General features: G+C 37.4%; 23 protein-coding genes and 1 tRNA gene. 8 read left to right on the plus strand and 16 right to left on the minus strand.

Features of this window, described 5'->3' with window-relative positions; all coding sequences use genetic code 11:
• Nucleotides 1–360: 360 nt before the first annotated feature.
• Entirely contained in the window at nt 361–600 is a 240-nt protein-coding gene (locus RK01_RS08365; protein ID WP_016172860.1) for a hypothetical protein, read from the minus strand.
• Between the two features lie 126 nt (nt 601–726).
• Here RK01_RS08365 and RK01_RS08370 point away from each other — a divergent pair.
• Nucleotides 727–799 (plus strand) — tRNA-Thr (locus RK01_RS08370).
• 318 nt (nt 800–1,117) lie between these two features.
• Here the strand turns inward: RK01_RS08370 and upp are convergent.
• The 8 genes from upp to RK01_RS08410 form a co-directional block, all read right to left on the minus strand.
• Complete coding sequence (upp, locus tag RK01_RS08375; protein ID WP_016172861.1) at nt 1,118–1,747, minus strand: uracil phosphoribosyltransferase; 630 nt, start codon at nt 1,745–1,747, stop codon at nt 1,118–1,120.
• A 60-nt stretch (nt 1,748–1,807) separates the two neighbouring features.
• Nucleotides 1,808–3,427, minus strand: a complete 1,620-nt coding sequence (locus RK01_RS08380; RefSeq protein ID WP_016172862.1) for a hypothetical protein — start codon at nt 3,425–3,427, stop codon at nt 1,808–1,810.
• Nucleotides 3,420–4,178 (minus strand): ABC transporter ATP-binding protein, encoded by a 759-nt coding sequence (locus tag RK01_RS08385; protein ID WP_016172863.1) that lies wholly within the window; start codon nt 4,176–4,178, stop codon nt 3,420–3,422. The genes RK01_RS08380 and RK01_RS08385 overlap by 8 nt, the downstream gene beginning before the upstream one ends.
• Nucleotides 4,179–4,474: 296 nt before the next feature.
• The gene (glyA, locus tag RK01_RS08390; RefSeq protein WP_016172864.1) at nt 4,475–5,725 is read right to left on the minus strand and encodes a serine hydroxymethyltransferase; all 1,251 of its coding nucleotides are present in this window, start codon (nt 5,723–5,725) and stop codon (nt 4,475–4,477) included.
• Nucleotides 5,726–5,854: 129 nt separating this feature from the next.
• Entirely contained in the window at nt 5,855–6,886 is a 1,032-nt protein-coding gene (locus RK01_RS08395) for an L-threonylcarbamoyladenylate synthase (protein ID WP_016172865.1), read from the minus strand.
• A gap of 201 nt (nt 6,887–7,087) precedes the next feature.
• Complete coding sequence (gene prmC, locus RK01_RS08400) at nt 7,088–7,921, minus strand: peptide chain release factor N(5)-glutamine methyltransferase (protein WP_016172866.1); 834 nt, start codon at nt 7,919–7,921, stop codon at nt 7,088–7,090.
• Complete coding sequence (gene prfA, locus RK01_RS08405; protein ID WP_016172867.1) at nt 7,914–8,987, minus strand: peptide chain release factor 1; 1,074 nt, start codon at nt 8,985–8,987, stop codon at nt 7,914–7,916. The genes prmC and prfA overlap by 8 nt, the downstream gene beginning before the upstream one ends.
• 73 nt (nt 8,988–9,060) lie before the next feature.
• A complete protein-coding gene (locus RK01_RS08410; protein WP_016172868.1) occupies nt 9,061–9,630 on the minus strand; it encodes a thymidine kinase in 570 nt (189 codons plus the stop codon).
• 400 nt (nt 9,631–10,030) lie between these two features.
• Here RK01_RS08410 and RK01_RS08420 point away from each other — a divergent pair, with 400 nt between their 5' ends.
• From RK01_RS08420 to RK01_RS08430, 3 genes are all read left to right on the plus strand, one after another.
• Nucleotides 10,031–11,437 carry a TrkH family potassium uptake protein gene (locus RK01_RS08420; protein ID WP_016172869.1) on the plus strand — a complete coding sequence of 469 codons (1,407 nt, stop codon included), beginning with the start codon at nt 10,031–10,033 and terminating at the stop codon, nt 11,435–11,437.
• 175 nt (nt 11,438–11,612) lie between these two features.
• Nucleotides 11,613–12,965, plus strand: coding sequence for a Mur ligase family protein (locus tag RK01_RS08425; protein ID WP_016172870.1), 1,353 nt, complete (start codon nt 11,613–11,615; stop codon nt 12,963–12,965).
• On the plus strand, nt 12,958–13,650 hold the full coding sequence (locus RK01_RS08430; protein WP_016172871.1) for a type 1 glutamine amidotransferase: 693 nt from the start codon (nt 12,958–12,960) through the stop codon (nt 13,648–13,650). Before RK01_RS08425 ends, RK01_RS08430 begins: the two co-directional genes overlap by 8 nt.
• A 185-nt stretch (nt 13,651–13,835) precedes the next feature.
• Here the strand turns inward: RK01_RS08430 and RK01_RS08435 are convergent, their stop codons facing one another.
• From RK01_RS08435 to RK01_RS08455, 5 genes are all read right to left on the minus strand, one after another.
• Nucleotides 13,836–14,642 (minus strand): metallophosphoesterase family protein, encoded by an 807-nt coding sequence (locus RK01_RS08435; RefSeq protein ID WP_016172872.1) that lies wholly within the window; start codon nt 14,640–14,642, stop codon nt 13,836–13,838.
• Nucleotides 14,642–15,424, minus strand: coding sequence for a phosphonate ABC transporter, permease protein PhnE (phnE, locus tag RK01_RS08440; RefSeq protein ID WP_016172873.1), 783 nt, complete (start codon nt 15,422–15,424; stop codon nt 14,642–14,644). Before phnE (RK01_RS08440) ends, RK01_RS08435 begins: the two co-directional genes overlap by 1 nt.
• Entirely contained in the window at nt 15,421–16,200 is a 780-nt protein-coding gene (gene phnE / locus RK01_RS08445) for a phosphonate ABC transporter, permease protein PhnE (protein WP_016172874.1), read from the minus strand. Before phnE (RK01_RS08445) ends, phnE (RK01_RS08440) begins: the two co-directional genes overlap by 4 nt.
• Entirely contained in the window at nt 16,190–16,957 is a 768-nt protein-coding gene (gene phnC, locus RK01_RS08450; RefSeq protein WP_016172875.1) for a phosphonate ABC transporter ATP-binding protein, read from the minus strand. The genes phnE (RK01_RS08445) and phnC overlap by 11 nt, the downstream gene beginning before the upstream one ends.
• Nucleotides 16,958–17,041: 84 nt before the next feature.
• Entirely contained in the window at nt 17,042–17,959 is a 918-nt protein-coding gene (locus tag RK01_RS08455; protein WP_016172876.1) for a phosphate/phosphite/phosphonate ABC transporter substrate-binding protein, read from the minus strand.
• A gap of 220 nt (nt 17,960–18,179) precedes the next feature.
• Here RK01_RS08455 and RK01_RS08460 point away from each other — a divergent pair, with 220 nt between their 5' ends.
• The 4 genes from RK01_RS08460 to RK01_RS08475 all read left to right on the plus strand — a co-directional run bounded on the left by RK01_RS08460 (nt 18,180) and on the right by RK01_RS08475 (nt 21,270).
• Nucleotides 18,180–18,836 carry a cyclic nucleotide-binding domain-containing protein gene (locus tag RK01_RS08460; protein ID WP_016172877.1) on the plus strand — a complete coding sequence of 219 codons (657 nt, stop codon included), beginning with the start codon at nt 18,180–18,182 and terminating at the stop codon, nt 18,834–18,836.
• A gap of 112 nt (nt 18,837–18,948) precedes the next feature.
• On the plus strand, nt 18,949–19,590 hold the full coding sequence (locus RK01_RS08465; protein WP_016172878.1) for an NAD(P)H-binding protein: 642 nt from the start codon (nt 18,949–18,951) through the stop codon (nt 19,588–19,590).
• A gap of 140 nt (nt 19,591–19,730) precedes the next feature.
• Nucleotides 19,731–20,513 (plus strand): hypothetical protein, encoded by a 783-nt coding sequence (locus tag RK01_RS08470; protein WP_016172879.1) that lies wholly within the window; start codon nt 19,731–19,733, stop codon nt 20,511–20,513.
• 79 nt (nt 20,514–20,592) lie between these two features.
• On the plus strand, nt 20,593–21,270 hold the full coding sequence (locus RK01_RS08475) for an HAD family hydrolase (RefSeq protein WP_016172880.1): 678 nt from the start codon (nt 20,593–20,595) through the stop codon (nt 21,268–21,270).
• A gap of 52 nt (nt 21,271–21,322) precedes the next feature.
• Here the strand turns inward: RK01_RS08475 and RK01_RS08480 are convergent, their stop codons facing one another.
• A complete protein-coding gene (locus RK01_RS08480; RefSeq protein WP_016172881.1) occupies nt 21,323–22,135 on the minus strand; it encodes an endonuclease/exonuclease/phosphatase family protein in 813 nt (270 codons plus the stop codon).
• Nucleotides 22,136–22,239: 104 nt separating this feature from the next.
• Entirely contained in the window at nt 22,240–24,417 is a 2,178-nt protein-coding gene (locus RK01_RS08485) for a PTS transporter subunit IIBC (RefSeq protein ID WP_034864864.1), read from the minus strand.
• Nucleotides 24,418–24,608: the final 191 nt, after the last annotated feature.

The following is a 24,608-nucleotide window of genomic DNA, read 5'->3' on the forward strand; positions in this document are numbered from 1 at the left end:
AAAAACTTACGTCAGCTTTTTGGTATCCAGACAAAATTTTGAGGCGTTGCTTTCTAATTTTAAATTATTCAAAACTTCAACTGAAAAAAGCACGTTAGTCCATAAAGCGAGACACCACTATCTACACAATAGCCGTGTTTTTCCTACGTTATATGATATAACTCTTGCCAGAGTAAAAAAGTACACTTCCTCATTATAGTTGTTAATGAAAAGAAAGAAAAGAAGGGAATAATACCCTAGGAAAAATTTAAAAAATTGCGGACAACTACCTTAATTTGAAGAAAACCAACTTACAAAAAATAAATTCCAAAAAAATAGGACCTAAGTCGACAGAGACTGTCAACTCAAGTCAAAAGAAAACTATTTTAGCTTTTCTAATTGTTTGTAATTAATAATCACAACACCATTGCTTTGGGTCATAAGTTGTTGATTTTCGCCGGTTTCGTCGATTTCAACCACTGCAGAATTTTTTAGTTGCTTAGTGACGGTACCGGTCTGCGGTTTTCCGTAAATTGTAAATTTCACATGGGTATCGACCTGAAATCCTCTGCCTGCATCTGATGGGATGATTGTTGTTTCAAACTTACCAAAACTTGCCACTATAGAAAACCTCCCTTTAATTAATACTAGTATACCACACTTTGTGAAAATTTTCTAAGTCATTGTTTCATAGAAGTGTTTTGTCTTTACAAATAATTTATTTTTGCTATAATTTCTATCGTACTCGCCAGCTTAGCTCAGTCGGTAGAGCAACGCACTCGTAACGCGTAGGTCACAGGTTCGATTCCTGCAGCTGGCATTGCTAGAAGCCTTGAATATCAAGGCTTCTTTTTTTGTATATTCGATCCAATTACAACTTGCAACAGGATTTGGGGCAGAGATTTATAATTGCTTTTATTTGAAAAGAAACGAATCCTGGTGAGTGAATATATTAACCTGTATTAGAAACAAACCAGCCTCTTCCTCAGATTAGTTTCTTTTACTTATACACAATATCAACAGACTTATCCACAATATATTGTGTCTTATCTGATAAGCCCATCAACATTTTGTGTTTACTTTTTTATTCCCATAAAAAAATACCGATTGGTTTACCAATCGGTATTTTTCAAAAGGATTATTTTGTACCAAACAAACGGTCACCAGCATCCCCTAAACCTGGAACGATATAACCGTGTTTATTTAAATGATCATCTAAAGCTGCTGTAAAGATATCAATATCAGGATGAGCTTCTTGTAACGCCCGTACACCTTCAGGAGCCGCTACTAAACAAACAAATTTAATATTGGAAGCCCCGCGCTTTTTCAATGAATCAATCGCCATAATAGCAGAACCACCAGTAGCTAACATTGGATCCACAACAAAGATTTGACGGTTGTCGATATCTTCTGGCATTTTGAAAAAGTATTCATGAGCTTGTAGGGTTTCTTCATCACGATACAAGCCAACATGTCCTACTTTAGCAGCTGGAATTAATTCCAAGATACCATCTACCATACCTAAACCAGCACGTAAGATTGGTACAATTGCAACTTTTTTACCAGTTAATGTTTTTTGTGTTGATTGTGCAACTGGTGTTTCAATATCAATATCTTCTAATGGCATATCGCGAGATACTTCATAAGCCATCAACATTGCGATTTCATTAACAACCTCGCGAAATACTTTTGTCCCTGTATTTTTATCACGAATAATCGTTAATTTGTGTTGGATCAACGGATGATCAATTACTTGAAATTTGCCCATTGTAAAAGCTCCTTTAGTTTTTATTTTATTTTAAAGCAAATAAGACGGTTTAACAACTCATCACTTCATTTTTTTCTGCCGCGCTAAGTCAATTTTGCGTTGCCAGGAAACTTGATCAAGTTTTTGCCAGAAATTATGACGATAGTAATAAATGAATCCAAAACTTACAATTACTATGGCCGCCGCTACAACACCATTTACCAAAGTGGCATTCACGAGATTTAAAAGTAGTACGTAGCCGCCAATTAATAAGGCCCCTACAATCATACTCCCCCACATCATAAAAATTAGACCTACACGGCCACTTCCCCGTAAGAAAAGTTGACTAAAATTCGTCCAATCCACCAAAAGCAAACGATAATCTCTGACAAAATAAAATTGCGATAACAGTATTGTTCCCAAAATCGCTCCAATTACAAAGGCCAGAATAAATAATAAAGAAGCTTTTAAAACCACGCCTGCCGCTAAAGCTAAAATTAACGTAATGCCGCCTTGAATTAAAAGTCCTGCTTTAAACTTTTCTACCAAGTAGTCTTTGCGGCTAATCGGCAAAGTCTGCATATACGTATAATTTTCGCCATCTAAAGAAATCAGATTCCCCACAAAAGAAGTTTGATTAATCGTCATTAAAGCTAAAACAAGACCACAAAAAAATGCAACACCGGCAAATTTTATTGGTAAATCTTTTAAACTTAAATCGCCATTCATGGCAAAAGTGGCAATAAAGACCACTGGAAAAACCAGAGATGATGAAAGGACTTGCGTAATTAAAGAAGGATTTTTTACTAGTTCAAAATTATAACGCCGTAAAACTTGTTGTAAGTTTTGGTTTTTCTTGTGAACTCGCCGTACGACTTGCTCGGTACTGGAAATATTTGTGACTTGTTCATAAAGTTGCGGTAAAATTTGCCACTTTACTAAGAAAGCCAAAATTAGTAACAAAGCGATAATTCCCACTAGGCTCAACAACCCCGTACTCGAAAAAGGGGCGTGAGTAATATGAAACAACGGTAACATTGGTAAAATAATGTTGCGGTCAGTTACATAACTGTCTGCAGTATCCTGATTCATAAACATGATTCCAATGATAACCAAGCCCATGGTCACCCACAAAAGCAATGTGGTCATCAACTTCTTATGTTTTTGAAAAACTTTTGTGCGTGTCAAACCAAAAACAATTAGACTGCACACTGCAAACAAGATTAAGAGTACAACGATAAACAATGCAACACTGATAAAAAGCGCCAAAATAATATTTAACCCACTTTTTAAGCTCGTTAGAAAAAACAATACCAGCAGTGGAATAATAAAAGGCACTACTGATAAAGCAACGACAATATTTTTGGCAATAAAAATTTGACTTTGCTTAAATGGTAATGGCAAATAACTTCCTAAATCTTTACTTTCAAAGAAAATATTATAGATAACACTTACACCTTGGGATAAACCCAATAGAGAAAATAACGTGGCAAAATACGTAAATGTTCCGGGCATTTTAGCAAAATTGGTCATAAAAAGCATAGAGCCATAAACTGCCAAAAAAACTAACCCAGATAACAAATATTGATTAATAATTGCCTGAGATAAATTTTTGCGTCCTTTTTTACGCAAGCGATCCGTTACTTGTGGATTGGAATAACGTAAACTGACGGCAATTAAAGCTTTTAATTGCTTACTCATCGCTCTCACCTGCTAGTTCTTTGACAATTTCTTCGCTATTTTTTCTGCCAGCCATTTTTAAATAAATTGCCTCTAAAGATTCTTCTGGATTTTCTGCTAACAAGTCTGTTACGGAACCGTTGTAAATCAGCTCTCCTTGTTTTAAGATTGCCAATTCATCACATAATTGTTGGGCTGTATCTAAAACATGAGTTGAAAAAATAACTGTCTTTCCTTTGGCCGCATGCTGTTTCATTAATTCTTTCAAATCAAAGGATGCTTGAGGATCCAAGCCTTGCATCGGTTCATCTAAAATCCAAATATCTGGATCTGGCAATAGCGCCCCAATAATAATGGTTTTTTGCCGCATCCCATGAGAAAAACTCGCCAATGTTTCATTCACATGATTTTCCATACTGAATAATTCTACTAATTCTTTTAGCCGACTTTCTTTATTTTCTAACTCATACGCTGCGGCAATCAAATCCCAATATTCCCCTGCTGATAACTGTAAAAAAATATCCGGCGTATCCGGAACATAGCCTATTCTTTTTTTGATTTCCATACGATTAGTCGATAATTCTTGACCGTCAAATAAAATTCGTCCCCGTGTCGGTTCAATGATACTGACTAAACTTTTAATGGTAGTTGATTTTCCGGCACCATTATGACCCAAAAAGCCAAAAATTTCGCCTTCTTTAATATTTAAGCTCAAATTCTGTAATGCTGTTTTTGTCCCATAATCTTTTCCCAACTGTTGTAACGCAATCATTTGATTCACTCCTTATGAAAACTGCTGATCATTACTTTTTTTAAACATTTTTTGCTTAATCCTTATTAATTAGTATCATACTACAATCTAACGCAGATAAAAATCAGCATTTGTTTATTAGTAGCATAAAAGATGATATTCCGCTTTTGCTAAAAGTAAGAAAAACTGTTGATTTCATATTGTTAATCAGCTTTATATCTTATATTTGTCACGATTAAATGCAAAATTTACCACTTTCATCTTAATTTACCAATAAAAAAGTGGCCACCACAAAGGGTCACCACTTGGTTAAAAAGCTATTTTTCTAAATCTTGGTAAATGGGAAAACGATCAGTCAAACGTTTTACGCTTGCTTTAATTTTCGCCAATTCAGCTTCATTATCGCGATTTTTCAAAGCACTAACCACTAATTGGGCAACTTGAGTACTTTCTTCTTCTTTAAAACCACGACTTGTTAAAGCAGGAGTTCCTACGCGAATTCCACTAGTTTCCATTGGACTTAATGATTCAAAAGGAATCGAATTTTTATTCAACGTAATATTGACAGACTCTAAAATATTTTCTGCGATTTTACCAGTAATATCCAAGCCTCTAACATCTACTAATAATAAATGATTGTCAGTCGCTCCTGAAACAAGACGCGTTTCCGGCGTTTGATTAAAGACTTTCGCCATCGCTTGGGCGTTGTTGATAACTTGTTGACTATAATCTTTAAAACTTGGATCTAACGCTTCTTTAAATGCAACAGCTTTTGCTGCAATCACGTGTTCTAACGGCCCACCTTGAATACCAGGGAAAACAGCACTGTTAATTTTTTTGGCTAAATCAGCATCGTTGGTTAAAATCATACCCCCACGTGGTCCACGTAAAGTTTTATGCGTCGTGGTCGTCGTAATATCGGCATAAGGAATTGGCGATGGATGTAAACCAGCAGCAACAAGACCGGCAATATGTGCCATATCAACCATTAATTTGGCTCCGATTTCATCGGCAATTTCTCTAAATTTGGCAAAGTCAATTGTGCGTGAATAAGCACTTGCACCAGCAACAATCAATTTAGGTTGATGTTTGCGGGCTAAGATTCGCACGACATTATAATCAATCACTTCTGTAGTCGGATCCACACCGTAACTGACAAAATGATAAGTTTTACCACTAAAGTTTACTTTAGAACCATGGGTTAAATGTCCCCCAGCTGAAAGGTCCATTCCCAAAATTGTATCGCCCGGTTGAACCAAAGCCAAGTATGCAGCCGTATTGGCTTGTGAACCAGAATGGGGCTGGACATTCGCAAATTGGGCACCAAACAATTCTTTAGCCCGATCAATCGCCAAGTTTTCTGCAATATCAACAAATTCACAGCCGCCGTAATAACGACGCCCAGGATAACCTTCTGCGTATTTATTGGTCAATACACTGCCTTGAGCTGCCAAAACGCCAGGTGAAACAATATTTTCTGAAGCAATTAATTCCAAGTTATTTTGTTGACGATTAAACTCATTGTCCACAGCTTCCCATAATTCTGGGTCAAATTCACGATAATCCATTTTAGCCACTCCTTTAATTAACACTCTTTTTCCTCGAACTTTTAGCCTAAGTATCAAAGCCACTTAGTATTGAAATTGTATCACAAAAATAAGGCGCAAAAGAAATCTTTCGCCCCTTATTTATTTGCGTTAATCTTCTGCAGTAAAATATTGTTGATTGGCAGATTTTTTCAAGCGATTCATGTAGGCGGCCCCAATTCCGTTTTCTGGATAAACTTCTGCTAAAATTACATCCAAATCTAATGCCGCATCATCTAGCGCTCGTAAGCCCGCAAACAAACCTTTTGCAGCAGCTGTTGCTGTATCTTTACTGTACATAAAGACACAGGCTGTATCATAGCGCATCTCTTCTGAAACTTTTGGGCCTGCCAAAACTCCCGCACGCAAATGATTGTCTTTTACCCACTCTTTGGCTTTTTGCCAATCCCCATCTTTTACTAATAAAACTTTTGTATCAGGTGCGTAATGTTTGTATTTCATCCCGGGTGCTTTGGGAGCTTCGGATTCACTAACTAAATGTTTATCCAGCAAAACAGGTATTCCTAAAGTTTTGCTTAATTCTTCTTGCGTAATAGCTCCAGGTCGTAAAATCACAGGGTCCTTGGTTGCATCACTTAAATCCAACACAGTTGACTCCAAGCCAATTTGGGCAGCACCATCATCGACAATTCCGGCAATTTTTCCCTTTAAATCATGATAAACATGCTCACTTGTAGTGGGGCTTGGTTTTCCAGAAGTGTTAGCGCTGGGTCCTACTAGTGGTACTTTGGCCAAAGCAATTAAATCACGTGTTTTTTTATTAGCAGGCATCCGAAAAGCAGCTGTGGATAAACCACCTGTAACGACAGGCGGTAAACTAGCTTTTTTAATGGTAAAAATCAAAGTTAATGGTCCTGGCCAATAAGTTTCAACGATTTTTTCAGTTAAGGGATGAAAGTTATCCACATAATCTTTTACCATCTCAAAGTTTGCTACCGTGACAATTAACGGATTGTCACTGGGGCGTCCTTTGACGGCAAAGACTTGCTTGACAGCTTCTGGTAAAAGTGCATTCGCACCTAATCCATAGACGGTTTCTGTGGGAAAAGCAATCAGCTCTCCTTCTTTTAATTTTTGTGCCGCTTCTTGTAGTTGGTCGGTTTGGTATACCTTCGTTTCCAATTCTTATCCACATCCTTTTTTAACAAAATAAGCGAGTTTTCAACAATTCTATTAAAGTTATCCACTTTTTGTGGATAACAGATTTGTCAAGTGTGCAAAAGTTTGTTAATAACTTTTTTATTTGTGAAACAGTTCTCCCTGCTATGTTTTTTAATCGTGAAACAATTTTAAAAAATTTTTTTCCACAAGTTTGCGTAATAATTAATACACATAGACCATTCGTTCATTACCACTTAAATCTTTTTTTACTTCAACTTTTTTTTGAGGAAAAGCTTGTTGAAAAATTTCAGCGACAGCTTTTCCTTGCATAAAACCAATTTCAAGAAAAATTTGACCCTCTTTAGCTAAAACTTTTTGCGCTTGCCTTGCCAATTTACGATAAATTGCTAAGCCGTTTTCAGCGGCAAATAATGCAATCTTAGGTTCAAATTCCCGCACGCTCTCATCCATCAACGCCCATTCATTGGCACTGATGTAAGGCGGGTTGCTGACAATCACATCATACTCTTCTTTAGCCCAAGATAAAGTATCCCCTAATACAAAATGCAATTTCGCACCTAAAGTGGACGCGTTTTCTTGTGCAACGGTTAATGTTTCTGGCACAATATCAACAGCAGTCACGTGCCAAAGTGGCCGCGCTAACTTTAAAGAGATTGCAATTGCACCTGTCCCTGTCCCCACATCCACCACTTTTTTACTTGGAGTCGCTGCATTTTTCTTTAAGACCCAATCAACCAATTCTTCTGTTTCAGGTCGCGGAATTAAAGTCGCTTCATTTACTTTCAATTGATGTCCATAAAAATACTCATAGCCTAAAAGATATTGCGGTGGCACATTTTGCAAAAGCTGTTTTAAATCAGCTTCAATTTGTGCTTGCTCTGCAGGAGAAATCGGCTGATTCATATTTAATAACCAGTTTGTTTTATTCCAACCTTTGCGCGCTAAAAAGACAAATTCAATGCTATGCCCTTCTTTGCCTGCAGCTTCTAAAAAAGAAGAAGCTCTTAACAGAGCTTCTCGATAGGTCTTAACCATTTTGCATCTCTTCTAATTTCGATGTTTGATCGTACATGATTAAGGCATCGATAATTTCGTCTAATTTTCCGGCTAAAATTTGATCTAGTTTTTGGATTGTCAAACCGATACGGTGATCAGTCACCCGATTTTGCGGGAAATTATAGGTGCGAATTCGCTCAGAACGATCTCCTGTTCCGACTGCAGACTTACGCGTTGCATCGTATTCATTTTGGGCGGCGTGAGAAATTTGGTCGTAAACACGCGCGCGTAAAATTTTCATCGCTTTTTCTCGGTTTTTTATTTGTGAACGCTCATCTTGCATGGCTACTACAACGCCAGTTGGAATGTGAGTCAACCGCACAGCTGAGGCTGTCTTATTGACGTGCTGTCCACCAGCACCAGAGGCATGATAGATGTCTGTACGAATATCTTTGTCTGCAATATCAATTTCAACTTCTTCTGCTTCTGGCATTACGACAACCGTGGCAGTCGAGGTGTGAATCCGGCCTTGTGATTCTGTTGAAGGTACCCGTTGGACACGGTGGGCACCACTTTCGTATTTTAGTTTTGAGTAGACATTATCACCGGTAATCATCATGATTACTTCCTTATAACCGCCGATACCCGTGATATTGGCATCCATCACTTCTACTTTCCAACCTTGCGCTTCAGCGTATTTTTGATACATGTTAAATAAGTCACCAGCAAAAAGTGCCGCTTCATCGCCACCGGCAGCACCGCGAATTTCCATAATGATATTTTTATCATCATTTGGATCTTTTGGTAATAATAAAATTTTAATGCGCTCTTCTAAAACTTCTTTTTCTTTTTTCAAATCACTTAATTCTTCTTTGGCCATTTCCGCCATTTCGTCATCTAAGTTTTCACCTAATAATTCTTCGGCATCTTTAATACCATCGACAACTTGCTTGTAACGACGATAAACTTCAACAGTTTCTCTGGTGTTAGCTTCTTCTTTTGAAAGCTCCATAAAGCGTTGTGTATCAGTGATTACATCTGGATCACTTAACAGCTCGCCTAATTCTTCGTAACGATCTTCAATTGCTTGCAGCTGATCATACATAATTTATTTTTGCTCCTTTATTATGAGATAGATAATTAGCGGTCAACTCAACCTGCTAAATATAATTTTTTTCTTATATTTCTGGATGAAAATAATGGTTGCGACAAACTGGATAGTAGGCTTCGTTGCCACCAATTTGGACTTGATCCCCTTCATAGACGGGTTTACCGTCGATATAGTGAAGATTCATAATTGCTTTTTTGTGACAAAACCAGCAAATAGTTTTCATTTCTTCGATTTTATCTGCATAAAGTAATAGATATTTTGAACCTTCAAACAACTCATTACGAAAATCATTTTTTAAACCAAACGCCATCACGGGAATATTCAATTCGTCTACAATTCTAGTAAAATCTAAAACATGTTGTTTTTGCAAAAATTGTGCCTCATCAATCAAAACACAATATGGCTTAAACTGTAAATTACTGATGGTTTCAAAAATATTGGTTTCCGCAAAAATTGGCAATGCTTCTCTTTCTAAGCCAATGCGACTGGAAACTTTCCCAACACCAGAACGTGTATCCAAACCACTAGTCATAATGACAACTGGTTTGTCTTGCTCTTCATAGTTGTGGGCAACTTTTAAGATTTCAATTGTTTTACCACTATTCATTGCGCCATATTTAAAAAATAATTGTGCCATTCACCAATTCCTCCGCTTCACTCTTTGATATTATAGCGGAAATAGTCAGCTTTTTACAGTAGGAATTTCTTTGGTGAAGGAGGGACAGTTTCTTAAAAACTTATTCCCCCTTGGAAAAAACAAAAAGCTGCCGTCAAATTTTTGACGGCAGCTTTTCAGGGAGTAAGAAAATGAAAAGAAAAGTTTGTTGGTATGTGTATATAGTAGTCAGAAAATGTGAACATTTTATGACAAGAGTTTGGCAAAACAGTACTTTTTTTCTAATGCTCAGCTTTAATTTTAAAAATTTTTCACCTTTTAATTTCCAAAGACAGTGGATTAAGGCATATGAATTTACCGCATTTTCTCTAGTTGTCTGCTATACTTAAAGAAAATGAATGCGACTTTAAAGGAGTTTTTTATGCATATTATGCGAGTGCTACGGCAAAAATCGCGTCGTGCACGTTTTTTTATTGCCAGTAATGTTTCTTCTATCCAAGTGATTGTAAGTTACTATTTAATTATGACGGTAATCTCATTACTGCTTTTTTATTTGCCTTTTTTCCGACAACCCAATGTTCATGTTCCTTTTTTAGACATGGTATTTATGGCAATTAGTACCGTGAGTGTGACCGGCTTAACGACCTTCAATATCAATCATGTATTCAATGATAATGGCGTTATCTTGTTGGAAGTTTTATTTCAAATCGGTGGTTTAGGCATTATGATGATTTCCACCTTCTTTTTTATTATTTCCCGCCGCAAGATTTCTTTAAAACAACGGCAATTGATTATGACAGATATGAATCAACCGCGTTTAAGTGGGATTGTACGCTTGATCCGGATTACTTTCACGATGATTTTAGTCTTTCAAGTGAGTTTTGGCCTATTATTTGCTGGCTACTTTTTGTGGCAAGGTTATTATCACAAACTTGGTGATGCGCTGTTTTACGGTTTTTATCAAGCAATTTCTGCTGTCACCAATTCTGGCTTTGATGTAACGGGAGACTCCATCATGCCTTTTGCCCATGATTATCCTTTCTTATTAGTCATTATGTTTTTGATTTTTATTGGTGGGATTGGTTTTCCTGTTTTAATGGATTTTTACGAATGGGTGTTATACCGGCGCAAGAAAATTCAAAGACGGCTTCCTTTTCGTTTTTCACTGTTTACTAAGATTGCTGTCTTAGCCTTTGTCATTTTATTTATTGGTGGCACACTTTTAATTTATTTATTGGAAAGAGATCACCTCTTTGCCGCCATTGATCCTTTTGGTCGCTGGGTGAACAGTATGTTTTATTCCATGACGACCCGTAACGCTGGTTTGCAAATTCATGACCTGGGAGAATTTCAAGTTACCACCTTGATTATTTTTTCCTTATTAATGTTTATCGGTTGCAGCCCTAGTTCTGTCGGCGGTGGTGTACGAACGACAACCATTGCAATCATCGGCCTGTACATGACCTCATTTCTAAAAAGTGAAGATAATATTAACATTTTTGGCCGTCGTATTAGTGATGCGGATGTGAGAAAGTCAGTTGTGGTTTTTATGTTGTCACTGGCCATGTGCTTTTTTAGTGTTTTATTACTAAGTGCCACTGAAGAACAATCTTTAATTGCCATTATTGTCGAAGTCACTTCCGCTTTTGGAACTACCGGGCTATCTCTTGGTATTACCGCTGATTTATCCGTTGTCGGAAAAATCGTTATCGCTTTATTAATGTTTATCGGACGTATCGGCATGTTATATACGCTGTTATTGTTCATTCCAAAAGAAACCCGCGATCAGGGGTATGAATACCCGACAGAACAAATTATTATTGGCTAATTTAAACGCAGCTGCAGGAAAATTCCTGCAGCTTTTTTTACACTTAAATTATCGGTTACAAGCAAAATTTAAGAAAAAGCAAAGGTGTTACCGTAATGTATTCAGACTATGGTATGATAAGTTGAATTTATGAAACAATTTAACGTTAGTTTAACCAAAAGGAGTAACAGAATTTATGAGCTTACGTAGTCACCTGGCGATTTTTGCCGGTAAAAGTGCCCAATGGATTTTAAAAACATTTTTTAAAGGCGGTTCTAGTTATCCCGGCCAACTTGCTTTAAAAATTGATCCCAATGTTTTGGATCACTATTCTGACCTTTATGAGGTAGTTGTCGTGACCGGTACCAACGGAAAAACGCTTACTACTGCTTTAACGGTCAATATTTTGCAACAGCAATTTGATGAAGTGTTGACCAATCCGACTGGTGCCAATATGGTTCAAGGTATTGTTTCGACCTTTTTATCCGCAAAACCAAAGAAAAATCAAAAAAACTTTGCGGTCTTAGAAATTGACGAAGCCAGCCTAAGCAAAGTAACCGAATATATTAAGCCGGAATTATTTGTTTTTACCAATATTTTTCGTGATCAAATGGATCGTTACGGCGAAATTTATACAACTTATCGTTTAATTGTAGAAGGCGCTGCACAATCCCCCAATGCCCCAATTTTATGTAATGGCGACTCACCTATTTTCAATTCCGTGGATACGGTGAATCCGCGAAAATATTATGGTTTTGATCACTTGCCTGACAAAGAACAAATGGCCCACTATAATACCGATGGCGTTTTATGTCCGCAATGCCATCATATTTTGCACTACAAAATGATTACTTATGCCAATCTTGGGAAATATTATTGTCCTAACTGCGGATTTCATCGACCTGAATTAGATTATAAACTAACCAAAATGGTATCCATGGACAATACTTCCGCAGATTTTATTATAGACGGTCAAGAATATGGCATTGAAGTAGGCGGCATGTACAATGTCTACAATGCGTTAGCAGCAACTGCTGTGGCGGAGTATTACGATGTACCTGCGGAAAAAATCAAAGCAGGTCTTGGCTATGATGAAAAAGTTTTTGGTCGACAAGAAATTATCGACATTGATGGCAAAAAATGCACCTTAGTCTTAGTCAAAAATCCAGTGGGGTTAAATCAAGTTATCGACATGATCGGCCTCTCCCCTTATCCTTTTTCACTAGTGGCGTTATTAAATGCCAACTACGCTGATGGAATTGATGTCAGCTGGATTTGGGATGGTAATCATGAAGCTTTTGCTCAAATGAACATTCCCGCAGTGATTGCTGGTGGTGAACGTCACAAAGATATGGCTTTACGCTTAAAAGTAGCGGGCATTACTGACGATAAATTAACCGAAACAAAAGATTTAGACGAAGTTATTGAAGATATTAAGAAATTACCAACTGAAAATGTTTATATTTTGGCAACTTATACTGCCGTGTTACAATTACGAAAAAAATTGGCGGAAAAAGGTTACATTAAAGGAGGAATGGATCGTGGCTGATTATGAACTAACATTAGCCCATCTATACGGCAACCTGTTAAACACTTATGGGGATAACGGTAACTTATTGGTTTTACAATATTTGGCAAAAAAAATGGGGATTCAATTAGATACAGAAATTGTTAGTATCCATGAAAAATTTGACGCAACCAAGTATGACTTAGTATTTTTTGGCGGCGGTCAAGATTTTGAACAATTAATTGTTTCAGAAGATATTCAGCAGAAAAAAGCCGACTTAACCGATTATATTGAAAACGATGGAATCATGTTAGCTATTTGTGGTGGTTACCAATTATTAGGCCATTATTATATGGGAGCCAATGGCGAAAAAATCAATGGGATTGGCGCATTGGACCATTATACTTTGAATCAAGATAACAACCGCTTTATTGGCGATATCGTCATTCACAATGAAGAATTTGACGAAACTTATTACGGCTTTGAAAATCACAACGGTCGCACTTTCCTAGGCGAAGGGGAACGTCCCTTGGGTAAAATTGTCGAAGGTAAAGGCAACAACGGGGAAGATCAAACTGAAGGTGTCATTTACCGCAATGTTTATGGTTCTTATTTCCACGGGCCAATTCTAGCTCGCAATGAAAAATTAGCTTACCGCTTATTAAAAACTGCTCTGGAAAAAAAATATGGGGCAATAGATGTACCAACTTTAGCTGAAATTGCTTAAAACAGGAAAAGCGGAACAAACGTGCTCAACTCTCAATTAATAAGCTGGATTGAGAAAATCTAAAGGCAGCGGCTAGCTCTTTGGAAAAATCTCAGAAATTTGATTTCTGATGCTCTTTATCACATCAAAAAGCACCTTATAAAGTCTTGTCATTGACTGACTTTATAAGGTGCTTTTTAATTTCATTAACACAACCGCATATCTACTTTTTGTAAAAAGCGTCCACTCGTCACTACTTCTGCGTTAATTTCTGCAAATTGTCCCTCGTTTAATTCATAAAGACTAAATCCTGCATGCTGAATAAAACGCACAATTCCGGCCCCTTCATCTTGCCCTAAAAAGGAAAGACCATCAGCAGTATAATAAGGAATTTCACTTACTGTCCTTTGATAATGACTATGGGTGTGGCCATTTATAACTGCTAAAACATCATAACGTTTTAAAATCTGCCATACTTGCTGAGACTGGGGTAATGGGGGCGTCGCATATTGCTTTTCAAGTAAATGATGATGAGTCATAAATAAAACCGGTTTATCGTGATGGGTAGAAAGAATTTCTTCCAGCCAATTTAATTGTCCCCGATCAATATGTCCGTCAGCTTTACCATACACCGAACTATCAAAGGACAACAAATAGAAATCTTTAAATGCGTAGACAAAATTATAGTAATGGGATGTTGGAACATTTTTCAACCATCCCTGGTAAAAATTTTCTTTAATATCGTGATTTCCTAATGTCACAAAGACAGGCGTGTTGGGAAATGATTTGTCAAAATATTTTTTTAAAAAAGCATAATCTGTCACTTCACCATCCTCGGTCAAATCCCCCGTAATTAGAACCAAATCAATTGTTGCTTGTTCTTTCGCTTTTTTTATCGCAACATCGATATAATGGAAAGGATTTTCCATTTTCGTCAGCATCTCTTGGTACCCATTTTCTGCGGGTAGATATTCTTGACGATAATGCAGATCAGATAATTGTAAAATTTTCATTAGCGTAACTTCCTACGAATCCAGCCAGTAAACAAATCTAAGGAAAAGACAGTTACCACGACTCCTAATAAAATGATGCTCACGCGATCCCAACTTCGAGTTTGGATGGCAAATATCAGCGGTGCCCCGATTCCGCCAGCACCAACTAAGCCCAATGTTGCAGCACTACGAACCGCAATTTCAAAATGATTTAATGCTAACGAGCTATAAATTGGCAGTAAGTAAGGAATTCTTACTGAAAAAACAATCTGCCAAAAATTGGCACCAATCGCTGTTGCATCCTCTACCAAGGCTTCATTCATCCCTTCTGCTTCTTCAGTAAATAATTTACCTAGCATCCCAATTTGATGTACTCCAATCGCCATCACCCCAGCAAAAGGTCCTGGTCCGACAACTTTGACAAAAATAATCGCATATACCAGTTCAGGAAATGCTCGTAAAATGTTACAAATAAATTTGCCAATTTTGGCTACCCACGGATAACTTTGCCATAAGTTGCTGGCACTAATTAAAGTTAGCGGCAATGCTAAAATAGTTGCGATAAAAGTTCCTAAAAAAGCAATACCAATCGTCAGTAGCAAAAGACTGATTAAATCTTCGCCGCTGCCGTCATAGAAATAGCGCCAATCTGGATGGGCTAATCCTTGTAAAACTTCTTTACCCATCGCAAGAGAAAAAGTTTTTAAACTACTATAGTCAATTCCTATTGCAGAATAAATTACCAAAATTAAAAGTAACAGGAGGAAAAAATATGTTTTTTTACTAATTTGGTTGATTATCATCCCAATCTCCTCCTAACTGCTTCACTTAAACCGTCCACAATCGCTACTACCACAAATATCGTCAAAATAATAATCGCTACCCGATCGTAACGCATTAAAGCCAAGGAAGAGTTCAAGATTACACCAATTCCGCCAGCTCCAACATAACCTAAAACCGTTGAAGCCCGCACGTTCACTTCAAAGGCATAAAAAGTGTAGCTAATAATCTGATTAATGACTTGCGGTGCAACAGACCAAATAGCAATTTGCATTTTATTGGCTCCCACAGCTTCATTGGCTTCGATTGGGCCAAAGTCAATGGTTTCAATGGCTTGAAAAACCAACTGAGAAACCATGCCAAATGTAAAAACGGCAATCGTTAGGACACCAGTTGCTTCACCAATACCAAAAATAGCAACAAATAATGCTGCCAACAGCAAATTAGGAATTGTACGGATGACACCTAAGAAAAAGCGGATAATATAGGACAGCATACGCTGTTTTGTTACGACCTGGGTGGCTAAAAAGCTAATTGGAACGGCAAATAACATCCCTAAAAAAGTTCCTATAACAGACATTTGCAATGTTTTGACTAGAGGCATTAAAAGATTTGGCAAGTAGCTAAAATCCGGCTTTAAAAAGCGCGCTAAAAAAATTCCCATTTGATTGGAATTTTGAAAAACTGCCTGAAAGTCAGCCCCAGTCAAAACCACGCTACTTTGAAAACAGACCAATAAAACAACGACAACAAAGAGGTGCTTGTACCAATTAAAGTGAACAGTATCTTTAATTTGCATTGGCCGCCACATCCTTTTCATAGGCCTTACCATAAATCTCACTAAGACGCTGCGCCGTTAAGTTTTCCGCTGCGCCATCAAAGACAATTTCGCCACTTTTTAAGGCAATGATCCGAGTAGCATAGGCTTTTGCCAACGGTACAGAATGAATATTAACAATAATCGTTTTGTTTAAGCTCTGATTGATTTGTTTTAAATCTTCCATCACTTTTTCTGCCGTCACTGGATCTAAGGAAGCAACAGGTTCATCGGCTAAAATAATTTCGGCTTGTTGTACTAATGCTCTGGCAATTAAAACCCGCTGCTGTTGCCCACCACTCAATTCGTCACTCCGGGTATGCAATTTATCAGATAAACCCACTTGTGCCAAGGCTGTCGCTGTTTTTTCATAATCTTCTTTGGTAAACAAGCCCAAAATACTTTTCCACGTGGAGTAATAGCCCAGTCGACCAGATAACACATTTTTTTGGACGGTACTGCGTTTGACAAGATTAAAACTTTGGGAAATCAAACCAATATTGCGGCGAATTTGGCGCAATTTTTTCTTGCCCGCTTTTGTAATCGACTCATCATTAATAATAATTTCACCCGCAGTTGTGGCAACCAAGCGATTGATAGAACGTAACAACGTACTTTTTCCTGCTCCACTCAAGCCGATGATTGCAACAAATTCCCCATCTTGAATCGTTAAATTAATATTTTGTAAACCTTTGACGCCATTAGGGTATACTTTGGCGACATTTTTAAATTCAATCATGTATCTCGCTCCTAATTTAGTAGAAATTAATTTCTAACAGCCAAGCAGTTAGAAAAAGCCAGCTCTTAAGAACTGGCGATTTTGTTATTCGGAAGCTTTTTTAGTATATTCGCGAATTGTATCATAAGCACTATCTGCTGCTGCTTGATAACCTTTGTGTCCCCATAAAGCCATTGCTTCTTGACCGGCTTCATCTTTTGGCATCGCTAAGAAAACATCTTTAATTTCTTTTTTTAGTTGGCTAGCCATTTTCGGTTGCACTGCAATTGCATCATTGGGAATATCCCCTTGTGTTAATGATAAAACCCGTAAATCTTTCATGAGATCTTGATCACTAAATTTTGATGCAAAAACATTGCGGGCTCCTTCAAAAACAAAAGCAGCATCCATTTGACCATTTAAAACTGCCGTCATTTCACTCGGAATATCATTGACAGTGGTAAGGGTGGCATCTTTTGTAGGGTCAATACCAGCATCTTTTAATTCTGCTACTGGATAAATGTAGCCACTCGCTGAATTTGGACTTAAAGTCGCAATCTTTTTCCCTTTTAAATCAATTAAATTTTTTAAATTACTATCGGCTTTCACCAAAATTTCACCTTTAAAAGTATTCGTCAATTTATCGGTGGGTAAGCCTGTTTTTCGATCGTATGCACCTAATTGAGAGGTTAATAATGCTTCTGCTGCATCCATGTCTTTTGCCTGTACATATGCTGCTGGAGGCATAATGCCTACATCTACTTGACCAGAAGCCATTGCTTCCACAATAGTAGAGTAATCTGTTGCTAATGTTACACTGACATCTCTATCTAACTTTTCAGATAAATACGCTGCAAATGGTTTTGTTTTAGCTTCCATGGAACCATCATTATTAGTAGGAACAAATTGAACTACCAATTTTTCTTTTGTATTCCCTTGTGCTTTTTGCTCATTACCACATCCTGCAAGACCAACTAAAATTCCTAGCGTTAAAAGACCGGTCGCCAACATTTTGAAACGCATTTTTTCTCCCCCTATTGGAAAATGATTTATATTGCTTCCACATAATAGCAAGAATTATTCGAAACAAAAATGACCTGTGTCACTTTGACGGTAATTTTTTTGTAAATTTTAGGTAAAACCCGAACATTACCGCCATAAAGAAGCAAAAAAGGATGCTTTTTTACTTATTTACCGTTATAATCAAAAATAACAAAACGCACATGTGAGAAAGGACGCTTTTATGAAACAGCTATTGGATAAAAGCCAGTTAAAAGAAGCGATTATTAGCCATAACTTGCAAGATTACTTAGATACCGATTTATTTTCAATTGCGACTTTGCGTACTTTTGAAAAAGATGAGGATTTAATCCAAGCGGGCACACCATCTAAGTACTTGTATTTTCTTGTCGAAGGTTCGGCCATGGTCTATTCTTACGCCTACGATACACAAAATATTTGTATCAATTATTGTTACGAAGCGACCATTATCGGTGAAGCCTCTTCCTTATGGGAAACCACCCCCAGAAGTAGTGTTAAAGCTATGACGCCTTGTACTTGTGTCTGTGTGAATTTATTGCAATACCGGGCACTTTTACAAAATGATTTACGTTTTTTAAAACATACCTGTCAACTTCTTAGCTATCGCTTGAATACCGGCATTAGTCTAGCCAACTCCTTAAGCGAACCGGTGGAAACACGCCTTGCACGTTTTATTTTAGAACACGAAAAAGAAGGCCGTTTTTCTTTTCAGTTGAATAACTGCGCCGCTATTTTAAATGTGAGCTATCGTCATCTTTTACGTACTATGACAAATTTCAAAGAACAAGGTATCTTGCAAAAAGGCCGTGGGGGCTACATTATTTTAAATAAAAAAGAATTGGCAGATTTAACAGCTTAAGTTGATAGCAATACGACAGATGTCTTCTTTTGTCGTATTGCTTTTTCATGGTAAGACTCTTTTTTTGTACCTTCATTCAATAAGGTATAGGCTTTGATTGAGGTGAAAAAAGATGAAAATTTTAATTTTAGGTGCCCATGGAAAAATAGCCCAACTTGTCAGAGAAAAATTATCAGAAACGTCTGATTCTTCTAATTTGATTCGGCTATTTTTACGCGATGCTAACCGAATCCAAAATATCCGCAAAAATGAAGAAGTGATGGAAGGCGATGCCGCTAATTTTGATGATTTAGTCAAAGCTTTAGTAGATGTTGATTTCGTGTACGCAAATTTAGCCGGTAAAAATATTGAAGACCAAGCCAAAAATATTGTCAAAGCAATGGATGCTGCTAACAAGAAGCGTTTAGTCTGGATTTCTACTTTAGGCATTTACGATGAAGTCCCTGGCGAATTTGGCAAATGGAATCATCAAATGTTAGATGGTGGCTATTTGGAAACTTACGCTGCCGCAGCTGAGATCATTGAAAATTCTGATTTGGATTACACTATTATCCGACCTGCTTGGTTAACCAATAAAGACGAAGTTGATTTTGAATTAACCCAAAAAGGAGAACCTTTTAAAGGAACAGAAGTATCACGAAAAAGCATTGCCGCTTTCGTGACTGAAATTATGCAAGAACCAAACAAATATATCAAACAATCCCTTGGTGTAAATAAGCCAAATACTGCTGGCAAAAAACCTGACTGGTATTAATCACCTTAAACAAAAAGCTAGAATAAGGAACTAACATCCCTATTCTAGCTTTTTTTGCGTATAATAAAATTAATAGTAAATTATCAAAAATAAGGCTTACCCAAGCATCCCAATGGGGTAAATCCAAAGGAAGATAGAAAATGAAGGAAACTCTTGCTGATGATTTAAATCTTTTAAGCACTTTTTGCGGTGTACGAGATCTTACTACTTTATCGCAAAGTGCTCTTTATCAAAAATACAATAAAACCAAAGCAGACGCTTTTATTTTATTCGGCGGCAGTATTTTAGCTGGAATCGATGTCATGATAACCGCCATGAAGAACCAGGTGGCCAAACATTACTTAATTGTTGGTGGCCAAGGCCACACCACCGATGCGCTACGTTCAAAAATTAATCATTTTTATCCTCAAATCCAAACAAAAAATGCTAGCGAAGCTAAAATGTTTCAAGATATTCTGCAACTAAAAACAGAACATACCACCGATTATTTAGAAGAAAAATCGACTAATTGCGGTAATAACATTTCCAATCTACTGGAGGTATTGGCAACAAATCACCTGCCAAGCAATACGCTGATTTTATGCCAAGATGCAACGATGCAGCGCCGCATGGGAGCTACATTAACTAAAGTTGCTCCTGAAACCACTGTTATTAATTACGCCAGCTATGAAGTAAATGTCATTACCAAAAACAATCAGCTACAATTTGACCGCAACCTCTTGGGAATGTGGGAGTTGGAGCACTACATTACTTTACTGCTTGGTGAAATAAGTCGGCTGCAAAATACTCCTACCGGCTATGGTCCAGCCGGCAAAAATTTTATCGCTCCTGTATTTATCCCAAAAGATGTACTAGCGGCTTTTTATCGGGTTGCAAAATTATTTCCCAATCAAATACGCACTGCCAATTCGGCCTATGCTTAAAATTTAAGTGAGTAATTTTTTCTCTATTTAAATAAAAAAATGGTTTATCAAAATACTTTTTAATCCTTGGAGGTTGATTATGAAAGGCATGCTTTTTGACTTTAATGGTACGTTGATTAATGATACAAAAAAACACGAAGACGCTTGGCAAACATTTATTACTCAAGTTACCGGCTCCTCTGTTTCTAATGCTGACTTTGCCAGATATTTTCATGGTAAAAATGCGAAACACACTTTAGAACATGTTTTTAACCGCCCCTTAACATCAAAAGAAATTGAGGATTATGCAGAAGAAAAAGAAGCAATCTATCGTAAAATCTGCTTGGCCGATCCCCATTATACTTTGCTAAAAGGTGTGCCAGAATTTTTAACCCGGTTGCAAAAACACCAAATTCCTTTTACCATCGCCACAGCTTCAGGTAAAACAAATTTAGATTTCTATTTTGAAACACTGGGGTTAAAACAATGGTTTGATCTGAATCAGGTTGTCTATGACGATGGCACTATGATTAGCAAGCCCGATCCGGACCCTTATTTAAAAGGGGCTGCGCGCTTAAATCTTCCTGTTGCAGAATGTGTCATTTTTGAAGATGCCCCCGCTGGTCTTGCGAGTGCTTATAATGCTAATCCAGCAAAAATAGTTGCGGTTGCGACATCTGTCAAAAAAGATACTTTAGCTTCATTACCAGGTGTTTCGCTTGTAATTGAAGATTTTACCGATTCAGCCCTAGATGAATTACTCACCCACTTTATTTAAAAAAACAACAGCCATCTTTTTTCTCCCAGATGGCTGTTGCTTTTTTATACTTTTACTGCCATTGTGCCGTAACACTCACGCCAAAATGATCACTCACAATTGGTGTTTTGTCACCATCAAAAATGACTTCATGATCAATTACCTTAAATTCAGGGGTCATAAAAATATAATCAATCCGTTCTCCTGAACTTTGTTCCCACCCAGCGATTTTTGCTAAAGTTGTGTGGTCGCCAACTCGTTTTGTGGCCGCGTAAAAACTATCTTGCAGCTGCCAATCACTTGTTAAGATTAATTCATAACCTGGTGTATGGGCTGGGTTATTAAAATCCCCCATTAAAACAAGAGGATAAGAATTATTTGCAAAAAAAGCTTGCGTCTTTTCCCATTCAAAAGAAAAACCTTCTGTCCACCACGAAAAATGACCACTCACTACTTGAAGAAGCTGCCCTTCTACTTCTGTTAAAGCCGTTAAAATTCTTCTGGTATGATAATCCGCTACATCACTTGTCTTTGAAACCAAACTATCTTTGGCAAAAAAAGGTGTTTTGGCTAAAATCGCGACGCCTTCATAAAAGCGATCATAACCAATATGGTTATAGCACCAACTCCAGTAATAGTCTTTTTCTAGACATTGCAATTGTTCTTGTAGACGCAAAGCAAAATTGTCCTCATGAATGGTCACATCTGTACTACTGGGAATAAACCAATCATCTAAAACAGCTATTTCACTGGTCATCAGCTGATTAACTTCTTGTAAACAAATGACATCGTAATCATTTGTGGCAATATTTTGCACAAGTTGTGTTAATTTTTCTGCTTGATTTTCTTCCAGCCAACTATGACAATTTAAAGTTAAAAATTTCATTTCATTGCTCCCATCTTTGTTCTTTCAAGAATAGCACACTTTTATGCCTAAGAAAAAGGACTGCACCTTTAGACGCAGCGTCTTTTAGCGCAATCCTTTCCTATTTACAGTGCTACTTTGGCTACTTCTGTTTTACCTGTAAGTTCTCCAGTTTTCGTCAATGTCACAGACTTAATTTCATCTGCATTGGTAAAGGCTACAATAATGGTCGTTTGCTTATCAGCTGCTTTAATGGCGGCTAAATCCATTTGAGCAATCACATCGCCAGCTGAAACTTTATCACCATCTTTTACATTGACTGTAAATGGCACACCTTTCAAGTCTACTGTATCAATTCCCATATGCACTAATACTTCTAAGCCATTATCTGTCAGTAAACCTAATGCATGTTTCGTAGGAAAGACACTGGTAACTGTCCCAGAAACAGGCGCATAGACAATCCCATTTTTAGGCTCTACACCAAAACCGTCTCCCATCATTTTTTGAGAGAAAACAGGATCATTCACTGCTGAAATCGCCTTAACTTCACCATCTGCTACGTTAACAATTGTTTCTGTTACCCCTTTATATTCTTGGGGTTCTTTTTCTTCACTAATTTGAGCAATCACTTCTGTTTGTGGAATTTCCATTCCGGAATCAATGGCATCTTGAATATCTGATTTTAAAATATCCGCTTTTGGTCCATATACAGCTTGAACCCCTTTGTCTTTCACCAATAATCCCATCGCTCCGGCATTTTTCCAATCTGGCTCGCCACCAACTTTGGCAGGATCTTTGACGGAAACGCGCAAACGCGTCATACATGCATCAACATCCATAATGTTTTCTTTTCCACCTAAAAGATTGATAACTTTCACAATTTGGGAGTTTGGATCCAATTTACCATCTGCTGTGACAGTAGTGGTATCGACATCTTTATTATCATTTTCATAATTGCCGTTACGTCCTGGCGTAGCAAAATTGAATTTTTTAATTAAGAAATTAGCGATAAAAAACATCACGACGCCAAAGACTATCGTTACCCAAATGAAATTAAACAAATCTCCCCCTAAACCAGCTTTAATAGCCATTGGGGTTCTGGTTAACAATTCAATATTCCCAAACGAATGGACTCGCAAATGAACGATATCGGCCATCGCAAAAGCTGCCCCTTGCACAACTGCATAAACCACATACAATGGAACCGCAGCAAACATAAACATAAATTCTAGTGGTTCTGTTACCCCAGTTAAAAAGACAGCCAATGCAGCAGAAAGATACATGGATTTATAAGCATTGCGTTTGTCTTTATCCACATTGCGATACATAGCCAATGTTAGACCCATCAAAATACCAGAAGCACCAATCATTTGTCCAACTTTAAAACGTGCTGGTGTAAAATGATTTAATACATATTCATATTGAGACATATCCCCTTGACCTTTTAAGTTAACCAAATCAGTGGCCCACGCCAACCATAATGGATCTTGGCCAAATACTTGTTGTCCGGCTTGTGCCCCTGACATAATCGTATAGGCACCGCCCAATTCCGTATAATTAATGGGAATCGTTAACATATGATGCAACCCAAATGGTAGGAGCAAACGTTCCAATGTTCCGTATAAAAACGGTGCCAAAATTGGCGCTGTTTCTTGTGATTGTGCAATCCATAAACCAAAATTATTAATACCTGCTTGAATTACAGGCCAAACAATTGCTAAAGCTAACGAAACTAAAATCGAACGGAAAATAACCACAAAAGGTACAAAACGTTTTCCATTGAAAAAGGCTAATGCATCCGGTAATTTGCGGAAATTGTAATATTTATTGTAAGCTGTCGCCCCTACAAACCCGGCAATAATCCCGACAAAAACCCCCATGTTTAATGCTGGAGCTTCTAAAACGCTGGTAAAAAAACCATTTACCATAATTTTAGTGCCAAATAACGTTTTAGTTAACGCTTCTGGATCAGCTAGCATTTCACTTGTCACACCAAAAACCGCTCCGGTAATACGGTTAATTAAAATGAAAGATAATCCGGCCGCAAAAGCACCACCCGCTCTTTCTTTGGCCCAACTTCCCCCAATTGCTAAAGCAAATAAAAGATGAAGGTTTCCGATAATGGACCAACCAATGTTTTCAATTACACCACCTGTTGTCACTAAAGCCGCCATCTCCGGATTCATCATAGGAATTGTTTTCCCAATACTAATCATTAAGCCCGCAGCTGGCATAACTGCTATGACAACCATTAATGCTTTACCAAATTTTTGCCAAAACTCAAAACTAATTAATTTTTTCAGATTTTCTTTCACAGACCTTCACTCCTTTAATAATTTCCCGTTGTTACAATGAATAATTACATCCTTTTCCAATTGCGCAAACAACGCAATCGGTTTCGTTGCAAATTATTATAGCGGAGTTCGTTTTTGCTGTAAAGGTAAAATTAGATTTTTATTTATACCCAGGTTTTCAAAATAAATTAGAGAATAAA

This window comes from Enterococcus dispar ATCC 51266 (genome assembly GCF_000406945.1).
In the GTDB taxonomy this organism is placed as follows: Bacteria; Bacillota; Bacilli; order Lactobacillales; family Enterococcaceae; genus Enterococcus_C; species Enterococcus_C dispar.

What these genes read in the sequence shown, in the direction of transcription:
- glyA (WP_016172864.1), bottom strand. Translation starts at nt 5,725, where the DNA reads ATGGATTATCGTGAATTTGACCCAGAATTATGGGAAGCTGTGGACAAT.
- RK01_RS08455 (WP_016172876.1), bottom strand. Translation starts at nt 17,959, where the DNA reads ATGCGTTTCAAAATGTTGGCGACCGGTCTTTTAACGCTAGGAATTTTA.
- RK01_RS08420 (WP_016172869.1), top strand. Translation starts at nt 10,031, where the DNA reads ATGCATATTATGCGAGTGCTACGGCAAAAATCGCGTCGTGCACGTTTT.
- phnE (WP_016172873.1), bottom strand. Translation starts at nt 15,424, where the DNA reads ATGATAATCAACCAAATTAGTAAAAAAACATATTTTTTCCTCCTGTTA.
- RK01_RS08380 (WP_016172862.1), bottom strand. Translation starts at nt 3,427, where the DNA reads ATGAGTAAGCAATTAAAAGCTTTAATTGCCGTCAGTTTACGTTATTCC.
- RK01_RS08410 (WP_016172868.1), bottom strand. Translation starts at nt 9,630, where the DNA reads ATGGCACAATTATTTTTTAAATATGGCGCAATGAATAGTGGTAAAACA.
- RK01_RS08460 (WP_016172877.1), top strand. Translation starts at nt 18,180, where the DNA reads ATGAAACAGCTATTGGATAAAAGCCAGTTAAAAGAAGCGATTATTAGC.
- RK01_RS08435 (WP_016172872.1), bottom strand. Translation starts at nt 14,642, where the DNA reads ATGAAAATTTTACAATTATCTGATCTGCATTATCGTCAAGAATATCTA.
- RK01_RS08470 (WP_016172879.1), top strand. Translation starts at nt 19,731, where the DNA reads ATGAAGGAAACTCTTGCTGATGATTTAAATCTTTTAAGCACTTTTTGC.
- RK01_RS08480 (WP_016172881.1), bottom strand. Translation starts at nt 22,135, where the DNA reads ATGAAATTTTTAACTTTAAATTGTCATAGTTGGCTGGAAGAAAATCAA.
- RK01_RS08475 (WP_016172880.1), top strand. Translation starts at nt 20,593, where the DNA reads ATGAAAGGCATGCTTTTTGACTTTAATGGTACGTTGATTAATGATACA.
- RK01_RS08385 (WP_016172863.1), bottom strand. Translation starts at nt 4,178, where the DNA reads ATGATTGCGTTACAACAGTTGGGAAAAGATTATGGGACAAAAACAGCA.
- phnC (WP_016172875.1), bottom strand. Translation starts at nt 16,957, where the DNA reads ATGATTGAATTTAAAAATGTCGCCAAAGTATACCCTAATGGCGTCAAA.
- RK01_RS08425 (WP_016172870.1), top strand. Translation starts at nt 11,613, where the DNA reads ATGAGCTTACGTAGTCACCTGGCGATTTTTGCCGGTAAAAGTGCCCAA.
- RK01_RS08465 (WP_016172878.1), top strand. Translation starts at nt 18,949, where the DNA reads ATGAAAATTTTAATTTTAGGTGCCCATGGAAAAATAGCCCAACTTGTC.
- upp (WP_016172861.1), bottom strand. Translation starts at nt 1,747, where the DNA reads ATGGGCAAATTTCAAGTAATTGATCATCCGTTGATCCAACACAAATTA.
- prfA (WP_016172867.1), bottom strand. Translation starts at nt 8,987, where the DNA reads ATGTATGATCAGCTGCAAGCAATTGAAGATCGTTACGAAGAATTAGGC.
- prmC (WP_016172866.1), bottom strand. Translation starts at nt 7,921, where the DNA reads ATGGTTAAGACCTATCGAGAAGCTCTGTTAAGAGCTTCTTCTTTTTTA.
- phnE (WP_016172874.1), bottom strand. Translation starts at nt 16,200, where the DNA reads ATGCAAATTAAAGATACTGTTCACTTTAATTGGTACAAGCACCTCTTT.